The 21,507-nt window shown below is 46.4% G+C and carries 20 protein-coding genes; 8 read left to right on the top strand and 12 right to left on the bottom strand.

Features of this window, described 5'->3' with window-relative positions; all coding sequences use genetic code 11:
- The first annotated feature begins 200 nt into the window (after window positions 1–200).
- The 5 genes from pepF to MHH60_RS21565 all read left to right on the top strand — a co-directional run bounded on the left by pepF (window position 201) and on the right by MHH60_RS21565 (window position 4,551).
- Window positions 201–1,991, top strand: a complete 1,791-nt coding sequence (gene pepF, locus MHH60_RS21585) for an oligoendopeptidase F (protein ID WP_076133637.1) — start codon at window positions 201–203, stop codon at window positions 1,989–1,991.
- 88 nt (window positions 1,992–2,079) lie between these two features.
- A complete protein-coding gene (locus MHH60_RS21580) occupies window positions 2,080–2,391 on the top strand; it encodes a LapA family protein (protein WP_042126298.1) in 312 nt (103 codons plus the stop codon).
- Between the two features lie 2 nt (window positions 2,392–2,393).
- On the top strand, window positions 2,394–3,434 hold the full coding sequence (locus MHH60_RS21575; RefSeq protein WP_036689645.1) for a M42 family metallopeptidase: 1,041 nt from the start codon (window positions 2,394–2,396) through the stop codon (window positions 3,432–3,434).
- On the top strand, window positions 3,418–4,248 hold the full coding sequence (locus MHH60_RS21570; RefSeq protein ID WP_076133638.1) for a hypothetical protein: 831 nt from the start codon (window positions 3,418–3,420) through the stop codon (window positions 4,246–4,248). Before MHH60_RS21575 ends, MHH60_RS21570 begins: the two co-directional genes overlap by 17 nt.
- A gap of 21 nt (window positions 4,249–4,269) precedes the next feature.
- Window positions 4,270–4,551 carry a hypothetical protein gene (locus tag MHH60_RS21565; protein WP_076133639.1) on the top strand — a complete coding sequence of 94 codons (282 nt, stop codon included), beginning with the start codon at window positions 4,270–4,272 and terminating at the stop codon, window positions 4,549–4,551.
- Between the two features lie 36 nt (window positions 4,552–4,587).
- Here MHH60_RS21565 and MHH60_RS21560 read toward each other — a convergent pair whose 3' ends face one another.
- The 10 genes from MHH60_RS21560 to hemE form a co-directional block, all read right to left on the bottom strand.
- Complete coding sequence (locus MHH60_RS21560; protein WP_256715060.1) at window positions 4,588–5,073, bottom strand: tetratricopeptide repeat protein; 486 nt, start codon at window positions 5,071–5,073, stop codon at window positions 4,588–4,590.
- Between the two features lie 42 nt (window positions 5,074–5,115).
- Window positions 5,116–7,053 (bottom strand): ABC-F family ATP-binding cassette domain-containing protein, encoded by a 1,938-nt coding sequence (locus MHH60_RS21555; RefSeq protein WP_076133641.1) that lies wholly within the window; start codon window positions 7,051–7,053, stop codon window positions 5,116–5,118.
- Window positions 7,054–7,139: 86 nt separating this feature from the next.
- Window positions 7,140–7,709 (bottom strand): TetR/AcrR family transcriptional regulator, encoded by a 570-nt coding sequence (locus MHH60_RS21550; RefSeq protein ID WP_076098408.1) that lies wholly within the window; start codon window positions 7,707–7,709, stop codon window positions 7,140–7,142.
- A 44-nt stretch (window positions 7,710–7,753) separates the two neighbouring features.
- Window positions 7,754–8,557: a DUF92 domain-containing protein gene (locus tag MHH60_RS21545; protein ID WP_076133642.1), complete on the bottom strand. Its 804-nt coding sequence runs from the start codon at window positions 8,555–8,557 to the stop codon at window positions 7,754–7,756.
- Window positions 8,558–8,579: 22 nt separating this feature from the next.
- Window positions 8,580–9,203, bottom strand: a complete 624-nt coding sequence (locus tag MHH60_RS21540) for a fumarylacetoacetate hydrolase family protein (RefSeq protein ID WP_076133643.1) — start codon at window positions 9,201–9,203, stop codon at window positions 8,580–8,582.
- A 36-nt stretch (window positions 9,204–9,239) separates the two neighbouring features.
- On the bottom strand, window positions 9,240–9,971 hold the full coding sequence (locus MHH60_RS21535) for a glycerophosphodiester phosphodiesterase (protein WP_076133644.1): 732 nt from the start codon (window positions 9,969–9,971) through the stop codon (window positions 9,240–9,242).
- 21 nt (window positions 9,972–9,992) lie between these two features.
- Window positions 9,993–11,390: a CapA family protein gene (locus MHH60_RS21530; RefSeq protein ID WP_076133645.1), complete on the bottom strand. Its 1,398-nt coding sequence runs from the start codon at window positions 11,388–11,390 to the stop codon at window positions 9,993–9,995.
- A 161-nt stretch (window positions 11,391–11,551) separates the two neighbouring features.
- The gene (gene hemG / locus MHH60_RS21525) at window positions 11,552–12,976 is read right to left on the bottom strand and encodes a protoporphyrinogen oxidase (RefSeq protein WP_076133646.1); all 1,425 of its coding nucleotides are present in this window, start codon (window positions 12,974–12,976) and stop codon (window positions 11,552–11,554) included.
- Window positions 12,973–13,929, bottom strand: coding sequence for a ferrochelatase (hemH, locus tag MHH60_RS21520; protein ID WP_076133647.1), 957 nt, complete (start codon window positions 13,927–13,929; stop codon window positions 12,973–12,975). The genes hemG and hemH overlap by 4 nt, the downstream gene beginning before the upstream one ends.
- A gap of 52 nt (window positions 13,930–13,981) precedes the next feature.
- On the bottom strand, window positions 13,982–15,043 hold the full coding sequence (hemE, locus tag MHH60_RS21515) for a uroporphyrinogen decarboxylase (RefSeq protein WP_076125097.1): 1,062 nt from the start codon (window positions 15,041–15,043) through the stop codon (window positions 13,982–13,984).
- A gap of 229 nt (window positions 15,044–15,272) precedes the next feature.
- Between hemE and MHH60_RS21510 the strand changes: the two genes are divergently transcribed.
- On the top strand, window positions 15,273–16,493 hold the full coding sequence (locus tag MHH60_RS21510) for an MFS transporter (RefSeq protein WP_038569803.1): 1,221 nt from the start codon (window positions 15,273–15,275) through the stop codon (window positions 16,491–16,493).
- A gap of 4 nt (window positions 16,494–16,497) precedes the next feature.
- Here MHH60_RS21510 and MHH60_RS21505 read toward each other — a convergent pair whose 3' ends face one another.
- The gene (locus MHH60_RS21505; protein WP_076133648.1) at window positions 16,498–17,127 is read right to left on the bottom strand and encodes an O-methyltransferase; all 630 of its coding nucleotides are present in this window, start codon (window positions 17,125–17,127) and stop codon (window positions 16,498–16,500) included.
- Window positions 17,128–17,329: 202 nt separating this feature from the next.
- Between MHH60_RS21505 and MHH60_RS21500 the strand changes: the two genes are divergently transcribed.
- Window positions 17,330–18,469, top strand: a complete 1,140-nt coding sequence (locus tag MHH60_RS21500) for a THUMP domain-containing class I SAM-dependent RNA methyltransferase (protein WP_036689227.1) — start codon at window positions 17,330–17,332, stop codon at window positions 18,467–18,469.
- A 205-nt stretch (window positions 18,470–18,674) separates the two neighbouring features.
- A complete protein-coding gene (locus MHH60_RS21495) occupies window positions 18,675–20,714 on the top strand; it encodes an LTA synthase family protein (protein WP_076133649.1) in 2,040 nt (679 codons plus the stop codon).
- A gap of 552 nt (window positions 20,715–21,266) precedes the next feature.
- Here the strand turns inward: MHH60_RS21495 and MHH60_RS21490 are convergent.
- Window positions 21,267–21,506 (bottom strand): DUF1450 domain-containing protein, encoded by a 240-nt coding sequence (locus tag MHH60_RS21490; RefSeq protein ID WP_076133650.1) that lies wholly within the window; start codon window positions 21,504–21,506, stop codon window positions 21,267–21,269.
- Window position 21,507 lies beyond the last annotated feature (1 nt).

Here is a 21,507-nt window from a genome sequence, read left to right as displayed (position 1 = left end):
GAAGACTAAATATTAATAATCAGGACTTAGCAGGGCATAATAAGCTGACTCTACTTTTCAAAGAGGAGGACGTCATGCCTATTACACTCAAGTCCATCCCTCTTCTACTTGTGCTCAGCTTGCTACCGGGTGAAATATCATCCACAGTATTGCCGAGGGAGATTATGCCTACTACATCTCATCATTCTAGGAGGGTTTCTATGGAACAATTATTGAAGAGAAGTGAAGTACCTGCTGAGAATCGTTGGAAGCTTGAAGATATATTTGCCTCTCAGAAGGATTGGGATGCAGAATATGCTGCAGCTAAATCACTGATCAAAAAAGCTGCTGATTTCCAAGGTAAACTTGATTCCGCAGAAGCTGTGAAACAATGTTTTGAGCTGGATGACAAGCTGTCCGTATCCACTGAGCGACTCTTTGTCTATGCTCATATGCGTCAGGATGAAGACACTGCTAATCCTGAATATCAAGCTTTGTCCTCCAAAGCGAAGAAGCTTGGGATCGAAGCAGGCGAAGCCTTTTCTTTTGTAACCCCAGAAATCTTGGCACTGCCTATTGAGAAGCTGGATCAATTTATTGCTGATCCTGAACTGTCCGCTTACACCTTCACTTTAAAAGAGATGAAACGTGAGAAAGCTCATGTATTGTCCAAGGCCGAGGAAGCTCTGCTTGCCCAAGTTGGAAACCTAGCACAAGCGCCTCAGAACATTTTTAGTATGCTGAACAATGCAGATCTGAAATTCCCTAAGATTAAAGATGAAGATGGCAAAGAGGTCGAGCTGACTCACGGCAACTATATCAAGTTCTTGGAAAGCTCCGATCGCGAGGTTCGCAGAAATGCTTTTAAAGCAGTCTATGACACCTATCGTAAGCAAAAAAACACCATCGCAGCAACGCTTAGCGCCAATGTGAACAAAAACGTCTTTTTCTCGCACGTCCGCAAGTATCCATCTGTAATGGAAATGTCTCTTTACGGTGATAACATTCCAAAAGAGGTATACACCAACCTGATCGATACGATTCATGAGAGTCTTCCTTTAATGCACCGTTACATGAAGTTGCGTCAAAAGCTGCTTGGTGTGGATGAGTTACATATGTATGACCTATTTGCACCACTAGTGGATGAATATAAGCTGGATATCACGTACGAAGAAGCGAAGAAAATTACCAAAGAAGGCCTCAAACCGCTGGGTGAAGATTATCTGAATGTGCTGCAAAAAGGCTACGACAATGGCTGGATTGATGTCTATGAGAACGAGAATAAACGCTCTGGAGCTTACAGCTGGGGCCCTTATGGCACACACCCATACGTCCTGCTGAATCATAACGATAATCTGAATAGTATGTTTACTCTGGCACATGAGATGGGTCATGCTCTACACTCTTATTTTTCAGATAACGCTCTGAACTATCGGGATGCACAGTATACTATTTTCCTTGCAGAGGTTGCTTCGACTACCAATGAAGCTTTGCTTATGGATTATCTACTCAAAAAGTCTACAGATCCTAAGGAAAAAATGTATTTGCTCACCTACTATGCCGATCAGTTCCGGACAACGATTTTCCGGCAAACGATGTTCGCAGAATTCGAAAAGATCATTCATCAGCGTGTTGAAGAGGGCGATTCGCTTACCCCACAAGATCTTTCGAGTATCTACTACGACCTGAATGTCAAATACTACGGCAAGGAAATGGTTGTGGATCAGGATATCGAGATGGAATGGGCACGAATTCCGCATTTCTATAACAGCTTCTATGTTTACAAATATGCAACAGGCTTCTCGGCAGCGACTAGCTTTGCCAAACAAATCCTTGAAGAAGGTACTCCGGCGGTAGATCGTTACCTCGGCTTCCTGAAGAGCGGTGGCAGTGATTACTCCATCAATATTTTGTCAAAAGCAGGCGTTGACATGTCGTCTCCTGAGCCGATTCGCGAAGCGATGAGTGTGTTCGAAAGTGTTATCGAGCAAATGGAACAGTTGACCAAATAAGGCAGAGAGCTTAGTATTACATTAATCCCTTGCCCTAACTGGGCAGGGGATTTTATATTGTTATATCCCCCTGAGGAGGAAGAATTCAATGAGAATTCAATGGTCACTAATTGCGGGTCTAATCTTCGCGCTGCTAACCGCCATATTCGCAGTCATCAACGTTGATCCCGTTCAAGTCAATTTCGGTTTTGATGTGGTTAATATACCACTTATACTCGTTATTCTTGGCTGCGCGTTAATTGGCGGAATCATCGTGGGCTCATACGGCATTTTTCGTCAATACAAACTACAAAAGCAAATTAAAAGCTTAACTGCTGAGCTTACCAAGCTTCGTGATGCCGACACTTCACTGGATTCTTTTAACACAGACAATGATGGCTTAACAGGAGGGCTTAACTAATGATTACCATTCAACCTAATGAAGACTACATACTTTCCATCCTAAAAAAATTACTCGACACCCCCAGCCCAAGCGGTTTCACCGCACAGGTAATGACACTAGTTGCTGAAGAAGCAGCTGCGCTGAACATACCTTTAAGCTGGAATGAAAAAGGCGGTGTAATTCTTAACGTCCCGGGCCTAGATCCCTCTCGTACTATTGGCATCAGCGCTCACGTGGATACACTTGGTGCCATGGTCCGCTCGATTAAAGCTAATGGTACACTGCGTCTGACCTCTGTGGGTGGCTTCGCCATGCACAGCATTGAGAATGAATACTGCACGATCCATACCCGTAGCGGCAAAACTTATACAGGAACCATCTTAACCAGCCATCCATCTGTTCACGTATATCCAGACGCTCGTGACTTCAAACGATCAGAGGAGAACATGGAAGTACGTATTGATGAGCTGGTATCTTCTAAAGAAGACGTACTCAAGCTTGGCATTTCCGTCGGAGATTTCATTTCTTTCGATGCACGTGCAGTGATTACGCCTAGCGGCTACATTAAATCCCGTCATTTAGATGACAAGGCAAGCGTGGCTGCCCTTCTCGGATTGCTGGAAAGTATTAAACGTGAAGGCTGGAAACCTCTCCACAACCTCTCTTTCCTCATCTCTAACTACGAGGAAGTGGGACACGGTACAGCTTGGATTCCTGGTGAAATCAATGAAATGATTGCTGTTGATATGGGCGCCATGGGTGATGATCTCAGCTGTAAAGAAACCGATGTATCTATCTGTGCAAAAGACTCTTCCGGTCCTTACGATTATGTTATGACAGGCCGTTTGATTGAACTGGCAGAAGCACTCGCAATTCCTTATGCCGTTGATATTTATCCTATGTACGGCTCCGATGCTTCCGCAGCGCTCAGAGGCGGAAACAATATCCGTGCAGCATTGATTGGCCCAGGTGTACATGCCTCCCACTCCATGGAACGTACGCATAAGCAAGCTGTAGTGAACACTGCTAAGCTTCTCGCTGCTTATGTGGGGACAAACTGAGGTTAGCTCTGGCAAGCTGAAACAGCTCTGGAGGCGCAGACAGGGACTTATCCTCTCCCTTCTGGTGTTATTAATAGTGGGGTTAGCGCTATCGTTGTTTCTGGTATTTAGAAATCACAAGGAAGATCCCTTTAAAGGTCTTCCTCACGCCTATAGCTTTTTGGAAACAGTGAGTACAGATAATGTGCAGCTCTATATGATGTCAACTTCACCTGAAGATATTAAGCTCAGGGCCGCGGGTGTCCCTTTACGGCAAGTTAATGCATATGGGATTAACGGAGGTTTTTTCTATCAAGATGCGCTTTTATCCATGGCTATCATGAATGATACTCCAGTCAACGGAGCCCCGAAGGGTTATGGGTCTGGCTGGTTCAATGCTAAATACGCACGTGGAACCCTTGTCTGGGATGGTGCCAGCCGCAACTTCTCCGTACAAGTTGTCTCTTCTGGAGAAGAATTGAAGATTACTGATCGCCAGCATTATTTTGCGCAAGGTGGCATCAGTATGAATCTGGGACACGAAGACTTATGGGAAGCGGCAGTAACTGCAGAGCATCTTCCTTACGCTGATGAGAAACGCCTGCGCTCAGGCATGGTGTATGACAACACAGGAAAGCTCTGGCTGATTGTTACCCCAACACTCTCAACAGCGGCGGAGTTCCGCTCAGCGATCCTCCAGACAGTGCCTGCTAAGGGTCTGGAGGGCATCTTCTTGGACGGAGATGGTTCTTCCCAGATGAATGCGAAGGAAATCATTGTACCCGGCGATTCTCGGTCTGTAGTGCAAATGATTGCTGTGGACGGAACGAAATAAAAGAGTAGAATTCTCCAATTAATGGAGGACCCTACTCTTTTTTTTGTTTATTGGTGGTTCGCTCGTTCTTCAACAGACACTGCCGGACTTTCCGGTGGTCATCTCTTACGGCTGGTGCTTACGGACCCAGATGATGTTATTCGCCAATTTTCAGCCAATGGGGCACTGCTTCGGACCCCAGTGACGTTATTCAGCTTGAAAAGCTACGTATTTGGTGCCTTTTATGCTAATAGTGACTGCGGAGTCCGTAAACATTCCAAATGTGTTATAATGCTGCGTTTAAGGTCCGCTGTGTCCGGGTAGTGATTCGTAAGAATCACTGTGAACTAAAAGCCAGCATCAATCCCAGACTTGCTCCAGCTTATCTGAATAATAAGAAATGGCCTTACTGTAACTTCTTATCCCTTCATCCGCAGAGGTTTCTGCCAACAGCTTAAGCAGCAGCTCCATCGCTTGACTATGCTCTCCAAGATTGTGCAGGGTCATGGCTAGGAACGCCGGAAATTCCTTATTCTCCGGGTACTCCTGAACAGCCTGCATCAGAAGACCTTTTGACTTCTCGTATTCTCCGAGTGTCCGGTAGGTGCTGCCCAGTCCCAATAGAGCGCCAACTCTCTGCTCAGAGGGTAATCCTGACGCCAAGCTTTTCTCATAAAAGGGTACTGCCGCCCGTTCCAAACCCAGCACATCATGCGTCCAGGCCAATTGATATAGAAGTTCAGCGTCCCCAGCATTCTGCTCATATAGCTCAAACAGCATCATTTTGGCTTCTTCCGCTTTACCAGCGTTGCGTAGGGCTACGGCAGCTTTAAGTTTATCTTCCACACAGAGCCCTCCCCTATTTTCATTCAAAGCCATCCAACGGGTTTAAGCCTTACCAGCGATTTTCTCCGCAAGCTCGTTCAGATAGGTCCAGCGTTCCATAAGACGCTCCAGCTCTGCTTCGGCTAGGCGTTGCTCCTCTACTAGCTCCTGCAGCCTTCCTGAGTCAGCAAAAGCCGCCTCCATCTGTACACTAATATCCGTCAAACGTTGCTCTGCAAGCTCAATTTGCTCATCAATGCCCTCATATTCACGCTGTTCCTTGAAGCTGAATTTGAGTTTTGTTTTGGGAGCCGTTGAAGGTGCAGGGTTGCTGCCAGTGTCCGCGGCCTCTTTTCGCTTTGAGCTTCCATCTTCTTTGTTCGATTCTCCAATGCGTGACGGTACATTTTTGGCCAGCCATTCTTCATATTCCGTATAATCGCCAACATGAATCCGGATATCGCCATTTTCAAAAGCAATCAGCTTATCTATCGTACGGTCCAAGAAATAACGGTCATGGGATACAGTAAAGACGACACCCGGAAATTCATCCAAATAATCTTCCAAAACAGCCAATGTGCCGATATCCAGATCGTTCGTAGGTTCATCCAAAAGCAATACGTTAGGTGCTCCCATCAATACACGAAGCAGATACAAGCGTCTTTTTTCGCCACCGGACAGCTTCGAGATCGGTGTCCACTGCATCGCTGGAGGGAACAAGAAGCGTTCCAGCATTTGACCAGCCGTAATCACACTGCCGTCTGCTGTCCGTATCACTTCTGCTTCTTCCTTTACGTATTCAATGGCACGCATACTGTCATCCATATCCTGATGCTCTTGTGTAAAGTAACCAAGCTTAACCGTAGCGCCAAGCTGAACTTCACCTTTATCGGGTTGCAGCTGACCTGCAATCATATTTAAGAGTGTTGATTTGCCGCTGCCGTTCGGGCCGACGATGCCCACTCTATCCTGGGGTACAGCGATATAGCTGAGATCTTTGATTAGCTGACGACCATCCAACGCTTTCGACAGGTCATTAATTTCAATGATCTTGCGACCTAAACGTGTAGAAGCCACAGAAATATCCAATGAACCGTTCGAGCTGCTTCCTGTACTCTCTTTCAGCTTTTCGAAGCGGTCGATTCTTGCCTTCTGTTTCGTTGAACGGGCTTTGGCACCGCGACGAATCCAAGCCAGCTCTGTGCGCAGCAGGTTCTTACGCTTCTGTTCAGCAGAAGCCTCTCGTTCTTCGCGATCGGCTTTAAGCTCTAGAAACCGTGAATAGTTAGCTTCATAACGATAAAGCTGGCCACCATCTAGCTCTAGCATGACACTAGCCACACGCTCTAGGAAGTAACGATCATGCGTCACCATCAAAAGAGCGCCGCGCCGTTTCTGCAAATATTGCTCCAGCCAAGCCACGGAATCCGTATCAATATGGTTGGTAGGCTCATCAAGAATCAGCAGTTCAGAGGGGGTAATCAGTGCAGCTGCCAGAGCCACACGCTTACGTTGTCCACCAGAAAGTGTGTCCATTAACGCATCAAACTTTAAGATGCCTAACTTGGTAAGCACGCTTTTGGCTTCACTCTCCAAATGCCATGTTCCCGCAGCGTCGATCGCCTGCCCAATCTTTACTAGTTTTCCTTCCAGTTCAGCATTACCAGGTTGCTGTTCAAGCAGAGACATAGTCTCCATGTACTCACGCATGGTAGCAAGGTCTGGATCATCCCCGGCGAACACTTGCTGTAAAACTGTATTCATAGGATCATAAGGAGGATTCTGCGCCAAATATTGTACTCTTACATTATTCCCGATGGCAATTTGTCCACCATCCGGAGTATCCAGACCGGCAATAATCCGTAAAAAGGTTGATTTACCCGTTCCATTCACACCGATCAAGCCAATTTTATCCCGATCGTCCATACCAAATGAAGCGTCGCTAAAGAGTACTTTCTCGCCATAACTCTTGGAAAGATGTTCCACGGTCATAATATTCATGCTATTTCCTCGCTTGCCTTATATTTTCATAAAACCGGCCGCATCTAACCAATGCTATTTACCCGGTTTATCATCCTATCCAAAATTCAGGTGATCATGGCCCCTCTAATAAAAAGACCAGCAGCGAAATCAGCGCGTTTATACGCGTCCTCCTCCGTAAAAGACGGGTCAAATAAGATATCCATCTTCAAACGATCCAGCATCCCTATGTAGGACTGTGCCATAAGCTCAGGCTCGGATGCTCCACCTTCTAATAATACCTTGACCACATCTTGCATGTATTGCTCCATAAATTGTGTCATATACGCCACTAATTCAGGATTATTGTTAGGGGCACGGAAAAAAAGCTTCGTATGCCGCTTGCGTTCATAATAATAATTCAGGTGATGTTTAGCAATGATCGACAGTTTACCGGCCAAAGTATCACTAGCCTTCAGCCTTTCCTGTAATTGCAGGAGAAATCCCTCACAATCGCGGCGCGTCACTGCCATGAATAATTCTTCCTTGCTCTTGAAGTATAAATAAACGGTGCCCTTTGCTATCCCGGCTTGCTCCGCCACTTCCGACATCTTCGTTTCGTAAAATCCACCTGAACCGAAGAGCTCGTATGCGGCATCCAGAATAGCAGTATGTTTTTGATTGGATGCGCTACTCATCGGTCCCTCCCTAAACTGTGCCGTTCAAAGCTTAAATTCAAATGCTAAATGATCATGCTCAGCAGTAAGGCAGCTGCACCGCCGAGGATAGAGCTGATGGCATTGACTGCATCATTGCTCATCCACTTCCAGCCTCTGGCGTGTACAGCTGGAGCCCCACAATGCTGTGAGCCTTCCACTTCTCGGCCGCATACCGTACAGCGGTTCATCTGCTGCACGGTTGCACCAAGGATAGAGTCGGCAAAGGCGCCGACTAATCCTCCGGCAAGTCCTGCTAGGGTAAGCAGCACGAAAGAGTGATCCGGCATGCCGGATATCATTCGCAGCAGCCAAGCTGACGCACCGATGAGTGCGCCTCCTGCTGCTGCTGCCACCGTACCCAAGCTGGATACGCCTCCCGAAGCTCCGGCAGCAAGAACTTTACCTGTAAGGACAGAACGAGGCGGTTTCTTGCTCAGTGTTCCGATCTCCGTAGCCCATGTATCCGAGGTTACTGTAGCCATTACACCAATAAATAGGAACCCCCACAGCTCATGCGGGAAGATCGCATTCAGGAGAACCAGAACCATGCCAAGTCCACCGTTAGCAAAGACCTGCCCGGCATCTCGGCGGCCCGTCTTAGCATACGTCAGCTCTAATTCTGCTTTATTATCATGATGAAGTTTGGACAGCAGGCTTGAAGTAATGAAGAAGATCAGCAATATCCCAAACCAAAAAGCATTTCCGGCACCAAAATAAATAGTGCCCATCACTACCGCGGCAATCATGCCAGAGAGACTTAAAGACTGCTTCCAATATGCCGCTCCCGCAACAATCAAAGCGCCTAAAGCGCCAATAACCCACTGCATAGCTTCATCTCCAACAGATCTATTAACCGATCAGGCAAGTCCCCATCAGCTTGTCGCCCCAGTACAGCTCGAAAGCGTCGCCAGCTACAGTAGGACCCACGCCTGCCGGAGTACCTGTAAATATCACATCGTCTTTCCCTAACCCGTAGCGCTCGGCGATAAAATCAACAATTTTTTGAAGTGAAAAAATCATGTTTTTAACATTGCCGCGTTGTACTTCCACCCCATTTTTCACCACTGTAAAATCAGTTTCCTCCAGCTCTTCCTTATCTGGAAACGCTATGTAAGGGGTGAGTGGTGCGGCATTTTTAAAGCCTTTAGCTGGCGTCCACGGCAAACCTTTCTTCTGCAGATCATTATGCACATCACGCAGCGTGAAATCCAGTCCCAGTGCCATTACATCTACCAGATCCTCCACGCTCATGCCTGGTGTATAATCACGTGCAATACGCAGTACAAGTTCACCTTCATAATGAATCTGGCCCGCATCCTTTGGCAGCTTAATTACTGCTTTATCGAGGGAAACAGCCGCATGTGAGGGCTTCATGAAGATGAGCGGCTCCACTGGCACATTGTTACCCAATTCCTCCGCGTGTAGCTTGTAGTTGCGTCCAACACAATATAGATTATTAACAGCAGCGCACATAAACAGTCAGCTCTCTTTCCCATCGATTTGGATTATTTATACCTTCAGAAAGGTGTCGCCCCATATATCCGGGCGGTTTGTACAGATCATTATATCAGAATGCATGTCGGCTAAGCGACGCATCTCTTTCGCTTTGTTCACAGTCCAAGCCATAATTTCCACCCCACGCTCGGACAAAAGCTTAGCCAGTCTAGGATTCAGACGCGAGAAGCTAATCGAAAGTAAAGAGCAATCCAGTTCATGCAGCCTGCGTGCAGGATTGCCAAATCTGGAATCAAAGATCAATCCGGTGCGAAAACGGGGATCAATTTCCTTGACTTTTTTTAATGCTCCAGTATCAAAAGAGGTCAAGATCACGTCGTCCCGCATACCTTTTGCAGAAATAAGATCCGTCACCGTCTTCTCAATGCCAGGATACATATCTCCCACTGTTTTCAGTTCAATATTTAGACGCAATCTTCCGGAGGCTAGTGACAGCACCTCTTCCAAAGAAGGCACCCGCTCGCCCTGAAAAGAACGCCCTTTCCAGCTCCCCGCATCCAGACGCCGGATATATTCCCAGTCCATGTTCTTCACCTTGCCATGACCATTGGTTGTCCGGTCCAACGTATAATCATGAATAACAACAGGAACGCCGTCTTTGGAGAGCTGGACATCAATTTCCATCCAGTGCACATAGGGCATGGCAATCGCCATCCGAATGGCTGCCAATGTATTCTCTGGAGCTTTACCGGAAAACCCTCGATGGGCTACACACAAATTGTTCATCATAAGGACCTCCCAGGAACCCTATTTGGTAACTTGAGTGACTTTACCGTCGCTGCTGATCTTTACCCGTCCTGCGGATAGAGCTTCTACTCTTTTTAACAAAAGCTTTCCATCCACTTCGTTCATCGGCACAGGCTGTGCTAGCTCGGCTTTCATAGGCTTTAGCTTTAAGGAGCATTGACCTTTTACACTACATTCCGCCTGAAAAACCGCAGTTTCCCAAGTGGCAGGCACTGTAGATCTCGTGAAAATAAAATTCCCGGTGCTGTAGGCAATCCATTTGCCCTTGTATGGCTCCACGCCTTGCAGAACATGTGGATGGCCACCAATGACAAGATCGGCCCCTGCATCGATAAAGCTATGGCCCAGCGACTGTTGCGTTTTATCATATTGTTCTACCCGTTCTTTACCCCAATGGACAACTACGACCACCAAATCTGCTTTCTTTTTAGCTGCAGCAATTGCCTTCAATCCCTCTGCACTATCGTATACGGAGGCAAGGCCCGGCTTATTTGTTCCTGCCATCCAATCCGACGCAGGAATCACCCGGGTGAATCCCAGCAAAGCGATCTTAATGCCCTTACGTTCAAAATATTGCGCCGAATATGCTTCTTTACTGTTAAGCCCCGCACCCACATAAGGAATTCCTCTTTCAGCAAGGTGGTTAAGGGTATCCCGCAAGCCTTGCTCTCCTTGATCAAGCGTGTGATTATTTGCCATATTTACTGCGTCCACACCAGCTGACTTAAGCGCATCCAGAGCGAGTGGTGATCCTTTGAATACAAATTGCTTATTAGTGGCACTTACGCCACCTGTGGTCACTGGAGTTTCCAGATTCAAGATCGTAAGATCATCTTTCTTGAACAGACCATCCAATGCGGCATACGAATAATCGTAACCTTTCTTCTCCAGCAGTTCTCCAGCTTTCCCGGAAAATATAACATCTCCACCAAAATTCAAAGTCACCGTCTTACCAGACGCGTTATCATCTGACGGCAGACCAGACACTGGATCATTATTTGCAGCTTCCGAGCTGTCCTCATCCTTCGCAGGGGTCGCTGTCGCTTCAGGAGCTTGTGTTTCAATGATCTCTTCGGGCTCCTCCTGCGGTGTAGGCGTTGGCTCTGGAGTTGCCGTAGGAGAAGGGCTTGGCGTCTCTGTAGCTTCAGGCGTTGCAACTGCAACCACCGGAGGTGCTGTCTGAGGCTGATCACTACTCTCTGGTATAGGCGTAGCTGTCGCTTCTGCTACCGGAGGTGGTGAGGCGCTTTTCTTGTCAGGGTCATTCGTAAAGCTATAAGTCAATAACACGGTAATCATCAAAAGAAGACCTGCATTGATCCAAGCCCAGGCCGTTCTGCGCTTGCGTCTGCTCTTATGTTTGTTCTTTTGTCTAGAACGCGATCGCGGCGGATACATGGTTTCTGTGATCTCCTCTACTCTCAAATTGTTTTTATTATAGCATATCTATCACAGCACCCTACAAATAAGAGAGTCGATAGAAATAGAAAATTTTACTAACTAAATAAAACAGTGAGGCGCCTCATGCTTCGCCTCACTGTTTTATTTAGTCATCATACTCACATTTCATTCATTAGCTGTTTAGCAACGCTTTCCGCAATAAGCTTGGACTGCTTGATGCAATCCGGCATGGCTATGCCATTAAATCCGGCGCCAATGACATACACACCAGGAAGCGAAGCCGCTAATTCTTTGCGGAATCCGGTGATATTATCAAGATGTCCTATAGGATACTGCGGCATGGAATGCTCTAAGCGGGTGATTTCCGTAAATATTGGATTCGCAGTAATGCCCATGATCTCTCGCAAATCTTTAAGTACAAGCTCCGTCAAAGCCTCATCAGGCAGTTGAACATTCTGTTCATCACCAGAACGACCCACATAACAGCGTAAAAGCACCTTATCATCAGGAGCCGTATGCGGCCATTTCGTAGATGTCCATGTGCAGGCAGTAATATTTCGCCCTTCTTTACGAGGCACAAAAAAACCCGATCCATCATATTCGTTAACAATATCCTTTTTGTTAAAAGCCATGACTAGATTCGCCACTGAAACATAATCCACCGCTTCCAGCGCCGTAACCTCCATATGTGGACGAAGTAAGTCAGCAGCCGAAAAATTAGGCGTAGTGATATATACATCATCCGCAAGCAACCGTTCGCCATTCTCCAGCTCTACCTCATAAATAGAAGGACTCTCAGCAGCCTGAATAGAAACTACGTTAGACTCCGTCCGTTGTTCGACATCATGCAGCTCATAAATCAGACTATGCACGAGACTTTGCAGCCCTTTGCGGAACGTCAAGAAGGTACTCTGTGTAGTCCCTTCCTGTGTCTTTTTATTCTTTCGCCCTGTGCGCATTCCACGAATAAGGCTGCCATACTGCTGTTCTAATTGTCCAAATTGCGGAAAAGTAGCATGCAGGCTAATTTTCTGTATATCTCCGGCGTACATGCCAGAGAGGAGTGGCTCGGTTAAGTTCTCCAGCACTTCAGACCCTAGACGGCGCTCAATAAGCTCACCAAGCGATTCGTCTTCATCATTACGCTGCGGAGGAAGAATAAAATCCATCATCGCACGTATTTTCCCCCCAAACGAAACTAACCCACTTGATAAAAAAGGTTTCAGTTCGGTAGGGATACCGAGTACAAGACCGGTTGGCAATGGATTAAGCTTGTCCCGCTGCAAGATATATCGCTTCTTAGCAAGAGGGTTAGTGGATACCAGCTCGTGATCCAGTTCCAATTCCTTAGCCAGCTCGCACATTTCCGCCCTTTCCGCCAGAAATGAATCCGGTCCCTTTTCAATCACAAATCCATCGCGATGTAAGGTTTCAATCTTTCCACCGAGGTTTTTCTCTTTCTCAAGCAAGACAATATCAGGCTTAATACCCGCTTCTTTATAAAATTTACGAATATAAAAGGCGGCGCTGAGTCCGCTCAGCCCTCCGCCTATGATAACAATTTTTCTTGTGGGGCCAATCATGATTGAGCGGCCTTCATCTGCTCCAGTCGTTTACGAATTACATCGCTCAATACAGACATATATGCGGGATCACTATTCAGTGAGTCAATCCGCATAAGACGCATATCAAGCTCCGAAGCTACGGCTGTTGCCTCAATATCAAGATCGTAAAGTACCTCTAAATGATCGGATACGAATCCGATAGGGGCCACCAATACGTATTCCACCTGTTCTTTACTAAGCTGTTGCAGCGTGTCCAGAATATCCGGACCAAGCCACGGTTCAGCTGTGCGGCCAGCACTTTGCCAAGTAAACTGCCAATTGGTTACGCCTGTTTGAGCTGCAATTGCCTGCGAAGTTTCCAGCAGCTGATCCCGATATGGATCACCCATAGCCAGAATACGTTCTGGAAGACTATGAGCGCTGAATAATACGCGAATCTCATCACGGGTCGCGCCTGCTTCAATATATTGATCCAGCTTCGCCGACACTCTTTGGCTTAACACATCGATCAATTCAGGATGCATATGGTAACTCTCTACAAAACCCATGTCAATCTTGCATGCATCAGCCTTTTCCTGTGCACGCTTGATGTAGCTCCCCACACTCATACTGGAATAGTGTGGCGCCAAAACAATACCCACTGCTTGAGTAATGCCATCCTTCGCCATAGCCTCAACGCCGTCCTCAATAAAGGGGCTGGCATGCTTCAAGCCTTGATAGCAGACAAATTCAACATCTGCTCCCGCTTTATCCGCATTTAATGCTGCTTGTAAAGCTTCTACTTGCCGGTCTGTATTCTCCCGCAGTGGGAATACCCCCCCGACGATTGCTTCATAACGGTCGGTTAACTCTTTAAGCTGCTCCGCTGTTGGCGGATTCCCCCGTCTAATATGCGTGTAATAAGCTTTAACATCTTCTAGGCTCTTAGGAGTGCCATACGACATGACGAGAACACCTATTTTTACTGTCACGGATTCCGTCCCCTTTACAATTTAATAGCCGAACAAATAAATTCTTATATTTTTACGAACGTTGCTTAGCCGTTTCTTGTAATACTTCCTGAGAATAAGCGTGAATATACTCCGTCAATTCTCTAAGTTTGTCTAATGAGGCCTCCGGGAATAATCCATGGCCCAGATTGAAGATATAACCTGGCTCGAGCACCCCTTCATCGATCAGTGCTTTCGCGCGTTCTTTCAAGAGGTCCATCGGAGCTGTAAGCAAATAAGGATCAAGATTTCCTTGAATCGCAAATTTATTGCCTATTCTGCGTCGGCCTTCAGTCAAGCTAACTCGCCAATCCAGCCCGATTACGTCTGCTTGAAGCTTCGTAAGACTTGGCAGTAATTCTCCAGAGCTTACGCCAGGAAAGTATATTTTAGGTACATCAAGATCAGATAATTCAGAAAAAATACGAGAAACCGTTGGCAGCACATACGTTTCAAAATCGCGTGGAGCAAGCGCACCAACCCAACTGTCGAACAATTGGAAGGCCTTTCCTCCACTCCGTACATGACTTCGGAGGTAAGTGATAATCATATCGCCCAGCTTGTCCATCAGCATTTCCCAGACACGGGGTTCACTGTACATTAGCTCTTTAGTACGAATATATCCTTTGGACGGTCTACCTTCGATCAAATAGCTGGCAATTGTAAACGGCGCGCCTGCAAAAGTGATCAAAGGAACGTCCAGTTCCTTATCGAGAATAGCAATCGTTTCCAAAATGTGGCTCAGATCACCCTCCACATCAATGGGTTTTAGTCTCTCCACATCAGCTGCACTACGGATCGGATTCTCAATCACTGGACCGATATCCTTAACGATATCGAATTTCACTCCGATTGAAGCAACTGGATTCATAATGTCGGAATACAAAATGGCCGCATCCACACCCAGCTTGCGAACGGGCATCATGGTTACTTCTGCCGCCAGCTCAGGCTGCTTGCAGATTTCAAGCAACGAGTACTTTTCCTTAATTTTACGGTACTCGGGATCATAACGGCCGGCCTGCCGCATGTACCATACGGGAACGTGCTCCGTGTCCTGCTTTCTGCAGGCGCGGATAAAAGTGTCATTGTAGGTCATGATAAGATCTCCATTATATTTTATTAGATTTTTTATCGGCATATCTACTATTATGCCCTTTTTAAAAGCTTGTAACAACTAATACGAAGAGTTTGGAATGACAATCCTATGACATTACTATGACATGTGTTGCACACATTAAGCTGCAAAAAATGATATACTGATAAAATGGCATTTTTTCCGTGAATCATATATTCTCTGAAATTCTTTGAAAGGATGTGAAAGCACTATGAAGAAATGGGAGACCTGGAAGGTCAACCTCTTAGTGCTTTGGTTCGGGCAATTTTTGGTGAATGCTGGAATGACAATGATTACACCCTTCCTGACCTTGTACCTTGCAAAGGATCTTGGTGTCCAGGGTGAACATGAAATTGGAATCTGGGCGGGACTTATTTTTGCCGCAAACTTCTTAACCTCTTTCATATTCCAGCCATTATGGGGCAAGCTTGCAGACAAGTATGGACGTAAAATCATGTTGCTGCGTTCCAGCTTTGGGATGGCTATTGTCATGGTATTAATGGGCTTCGCACAATCCCCTTTACAGCTGCTCCTGCTCCGTCTCTTAAACGGTACAATCTCTGGCTTCAATCCCGCCTCCATCGCACTGGTGTCAGGTACTACCCCCAAAGAACGTATGGGCTTCTCCATGGGATTAATGCAATCAGGATCTGTAGCAGGAACAATTCTAGGGCCACTGATTGGTGGCTTACTTGCCGATTTAATCGGATTCCGGCCAATTTTTTATGTCGTTGGAGCCTTGCTCTTCATCGCTTCTCTGCTGGCATTATTTCTTGTTAAAGAAAAATTCGACCGCGCCGAAGCCGCACAGGAGCCACAGGTTTCTGTACTCGCAGGCTTGAAGGAATTAATCAAAATCCCTCAGCTTCCAGCTCTATTCGGTGTAACCTTTCTGCTGCAATTTGCAATGATTAGTCCTATGGCCTTGTTGCCACTCTATGTAGAAAAATTAAATGGACCCGCTGAGAATATAGCCTTCTTGGCCGGGATGGTCAGTGCAGTTACAGGGATCTCCAATATGCTGGCTTCGCCCTTGCTTGGGAAGCTAAGTGACAAGGTCGGCGCACATCGTATTCTGACCTATGCGTTAATTGGCGCTTCACTATTCCTAATTCCGCAGGCATTCGTAACTAGTGTCTGGCAGCTGATTATTGTCCGTTTCCTAATGGGAGTCTTTATGGGCGGACTTTTGCCCAGCGTTAATGCGCTTATCCGCTCCTATACCCCTGACGGAAAAGAAAGCCGCGCATTCGGCTTCAACAGCAGTACATTGGCGCTAGGCAATATGCTGGGAGCTATCTTGGGCGGCTTTCTATCAGGTTACATCGGAATTGAGGGGCTCTTCATTATATCCGGCTGCTTGCTGCTGGTTAATACGATTTGGGTTCGATTGAAGCTGTACAAAGTAACAACACCGCGGTTATTTCGCTAATCAGCTATTTGACCATCGCTAGTGCCAGTCCATCATAGGCAGGCAGACATGTGCTGATAAGGCGTTCATCCGTGGCGATCATCTCATTGAAGTGGCGCACAGCCAGGATGGCAGGACCATTTCTATCTGTATTTAAGGTCCGTCCACGGAGAAAAATATTATCACCCGCGATGATCGCTCCTGGATTGGCCAGCTTGATGGCATATTCCAAGTAGTTAGTGTAGTTCAACTTATCTGCGTCAATGAAAAAGAAATCGAACCTAGCGCCCTCTGCTTCCAATGCCTTCAGGCTTTCCATTGCGGGTCCTATTCTATACTCCGTAGTATCGCCAAAGCCTGCCAGCTCTAAATTACGGCGGGCAAGCTCGGCATAGTCGGCTCTCAGCTCTAGCGAAGTCAGTGTGCCACTTTCAGAGAAACCGCGGGACAAGCAAATTCCGCTGTAACCGCCAAGTGCGCCAATTTCCAAAATACGCTTAGAGCGAGACAGTCTAACTAGCATCGTGAGCAATCTTCCATACCCCGGCTCGACAGACACTGGCGGCATGCCTGCTTGAACGATTGCTTCTTTTACTTGAAGCAGAATTTCGTCCTCGGTATAAAGTTGTTCACTGTATTCTTCTTGGGTAAGCATAAAGATTCTCCTTTAAGGATCCCCCGTTTGCTCATAGTAAGGGATGACGGGGAACATTTTATGATTTATGGAATGCCGGGCATTGTGAAGTGTCCCACATTCCCCTATACTTGTATGGATGCTTTAAAGGACGACAATGTCGCCTCTTCTTATTGTACTGGCTTTTTGTATTTATCTACAAGTTAAACGGAGTTGAGAGTATTTGAGCAAATTACAATTAATCGCTACTGCCCCTATGGGCTTAGAAGCTGTGGTAGCGCGCGAATTAAACGAACTGGGTTATGAGACCAAGGTCGAGAACGGACGAGTATTATTCAGCGGTGATTACATCGATATCTGTCGCTGTAACTTGTGGCTGCGTACATCTGACCGCGTATTGGTTAAAATGGGCCAATTCCCTGCTAAAACCTTTGACGAGTTGTTCGAAGGGGTTAAAGCTTTGCCTTGGGAAGACTGGATTCCAGAGAATGGAGAATTCCCGGTTGAAGGACGGTCCCATAAATCACAACTAACGAGTGTACCCGCTTGCCAAGGGATTGTCAAAAAAGCCATCGTCGAGAAGCTGAAGCTTTCGTATCATACAGACTGGTTCCCGGAGAACGGTCCTCGATATGTGATCGAAGTGATTTTATTAAATGACATCGCTTTGATCACATTAGATACCACAGGACCCGCGCTTCACAAACGGGGTTACCGCAGACATGCAACAGAGGCTCCGCTGAAGGAAACGATGGCTGCTGCACTTATCCAGCTTAGCCGCTGGAATGGCCATCGGCCGCTGTTCGATCCATGTTGTGGTTCGGGAACACTGTTAATTGAAGCTGCCATGATCGCATGGAATATTGCACCAGGACTACGCCGCTCATTTCCATCTGAACATTGGCCAGTCATCCCAAAACATCTTTGGGAAGAGGCTCGCGAAGAAGCTTTCGATGCTGTGCGCGACGATTATCCTTTGCAATTAACGGGTACGGACATCGATCCTGAAGCAATTGAAATTGCTGAAGCCGCTGCTAAGAGTGCTGGACTGTCCGGTGAAATCACCTTCAAAGTGATGGCTGCCGCCAAAGCAAGACCTGAAGGAGAATATGGTTGTATCATTACCAACCCTCCCTATGGGGAACGGATCAGTAATGACAAAGAAGTGGAGAAGCTGACCCGCCAGTTTGGTGAAATGATGATATATCTGCCAACATGGTCATTTTTTGCGATCAGCCCTTACAAGGAATTCGAACAATTTTACGGTCGTAAGGCAGACAAACGCCGCAAACTGTATAACGGACGTATCGAGTGTCAATATTATCAATACTTGGGTCCACTTCCACCTAGAAATCCGAAATAATTAGGATCACCCTTGTTTTGAATGCAGAACGGACATCTACCTCGTATGAGGAGGGTGTCCGTTTTTCTCCGAGTATAAGACTGTTTTAGTTTAGCGCCTATAACTTTACGCTCATATATTTCTACGAGAAACGTTTATCATCTAAAAAAGACAACAACGTTGTTTATTCTGGTTTTATTTATTTTCTGTGTTAGGAGGTTTTATAATGTCTGGCTTTCCATCAAGTCGGAGCAGCACAACCGTAACAAGTACAATAGCTGCTGTGATTCGCTCGCGATATATCGGTTATCTCCTTTTTCTTGGCATCATGCTGGCCAAGTTATTATTTCTGCATAGTGGGCTGCATGCTCCCAATATAGATATGAACCGGCAGGACAAGTGGATTGCTGTAGGTTCAGTCATGTTATTGTCTTTTTGGACCCTGTGGCTTCCCCGCCGGGGACAGACGATAGCGTTGTTAAGTATAAACTTGCTTCTGACGCTGCTTATTTATTCGGATATCGTCTATTATCGTTATTTTCAGGATTTTATCACGGTACCCGTATTGTTTCAGGCTGGACAGATGGATGCACTTGGTGGAAGTATCTTCGCCCTACTGCGTCCTTCCGATCTTTATTTGTTCGCTGACTGGCTTCTGCTTATTGCCTATGGAATCGGATTAGGGTTATACCACCGGAAAACCCATACATACTTGTCTAATGCCGCCCCTCGCCGTTCTGGGCAATCTCACTCTTATTCTCAAACCGGTTATTCCCGCTGCTCTTCACGCCTGAGCAGGACGCTAAAAAGAAGCGTGAATGGCATCGTTGCTCTGGCGCTAGGTTGCGTGCTAACCTTTGGACCTATACACACCTACGCTACTACCTGGGCTAAAGATCTATTCACTGGCAACTGGTGGAGTCTGGCGATGTATAACGTAACCGGACTAATCGGTTTTCACGGTTATGATATTTACTTATATGCTAAAGATCATCTAGGTCCGCAGCCCGAGCTTTCGCAAGAAGAAGCCACCTCAATGCAGCTCTGGTTCAATGAACAAAACACTGAGCAAAGTGCCAATAATGACAGCTTTGGAAAATACAGCGGAAGCAACATCGTTGTTATTCAAGCTGAAGCTTTTATGAACTTTATAGTTGGACGCTCAATATCCGGCCAGGAGATCACGCCTAATCTGAACGCTCTAATCAAAGAAAACACCTATTTCAGCAACTACTACCATCAGACCTCACAAGGCCGAACTTCCGATGCGGATTTCACGTCCAACGCTTCCCTGTACCCGCTGGTCTCCGGCTCGGTATTTGTCCGTTACCCGGATCATCAGTTTGACACGCTGCCTGCTATTTTGAAATCAAAGGGCTACAGTACCAATGCTTTTCATGCGTATGAAGGCAGCTTCTGGAATCGGCAGATTATGTATAACGCGATGGGTTATGACCATTTTTATAACAAAAAAGACTATACAATAGACGAACCTCTAGGCTGGTCTCTGGGTGACAAATCCTTTTTGCGGCAATCCCTCGAAATTATGAACACTTCAGAAACGATACAGCAGCCTTTTTATTCATTTTTGACTACACTATCCAGCCATCATCCTTATTCTCTCCCTGCAGATAAACAAGGGCTTGATACTGGAGAGTTCAAGGGCACGATCTTCGGAGATTATTTGCAGGCTGTTCACTATACGGATGAAGCTTTAGGGGAAATGGTCAAAGAGATGAAGCAGCGTGGGCTGTGGGATAATACCATTGTTGCTTTCTATGGAGATCATGATAATTCGATCCAGGAGACCTCTTATTACGAACAATTTCTTGGCAAAAGCCTTAGCGCACTCGATATGCAGCAAATAATGCATCAGGTTCCCTTGCTCATTCATCTGCCAGGCTCTAACGCCTCTGTCCTAGATTCAGCTCCAGCGGGTCAGTTGGATCTTACACCTTCCTTGCTCCATTTGCTCGGGATCTCACGTGATCCTTATTATCTCATGGGCAATAATCTGTTTAGCGGGCATGAGCGTCTTGTAACGCTGCGATCCGGCGCCTATGCCGATGCAAAGCTGACTTATCTCCCCAGCGAAAATGGGCAATTTGCCAGCGGAACCTGTTATAGTCTCGAAAGCCGGGAAGCCGTTGACGTAGGGGAGTGCAGTATCGGGTATGAGACCAGCAAGCTCCGGCTACAGATCTCCGACGATATCATGAAATATGATGGAATCAAGAAGCTCAAGAACACACAATCTGCACCTTAAGCTTACATCCGGGTAAACGAAGAGACTGTCCCAAAAACTACCGAAGATAGCTGCTGCGATATCCTCTCTATGTTGGACATTTACCACTTGATCGTTGTTGGAAGCACGTTTGGTTTTCCGACTTAGATACGTGAAGTATCTCACTAACGGACACAGCTGACCCTAAACGCAGCATTATCCGAGATTTGGAATGCTAACGGACTCCAGAGCAGCTATTAGCCTGAAAAACGCCGATATGAGCCTCTTTCTGAGGAATAGCGTCACTGGGGTCCGAAATCTTGCTTTAAAGGTTAAAAACAGGCAAATAACGTCATCTGAGTCCGTAACCCCTGTGAGATGAGGAGATGAGAGACGGTGGGATGATAGGTCGATGAGATGAGGAGACGGAGAAATGACGGGACGATGGACATGATTGAAGTAAGCCGCCAATGGCAAGAAAACGCAGAGCAGCGATCCTCCAAATAACAGGAGAATCGCTGCTCTGTTTACTTTTACTTATTCTGAGAATGAAGAGGGATCGACCCTATTATCTTAGTTGATAAGAACTCAGTATTATTTCTGAACGGAGGGCTGTTTGATAAAAGCTTCTGCTTTCTTCAACACTTCATCCTCCGTTGGAGCACTCACATAACGACCATTCACATAAACAAAAGCCCGTTTGCCACATGGACCGCAGTACGACTTGCAGCCGATCTTGATCTCAGCATCAGGTGCCATTTTTTGCAGCTTAGGGATAATACTTTTCAACTTCATGAAATTACATTCATCGCACACTTGTATTTCGTTAGCCATG

This window comes from Paenibacillus sp. FSL H7-0716 (assembly GCF_038002705.1).
GTDB lineage: Bacteria > Bacillota > Bacilli > Paenibacillales > Paenibacillaceae > Paenibacillus_AQ > Paenibacillus_AQ odorifer.
The sequence above is the reverse complement of the archived record's forward strand: the minus strand, read 5'-3'. Positions and strand labels throughout refer to the sequence as shown.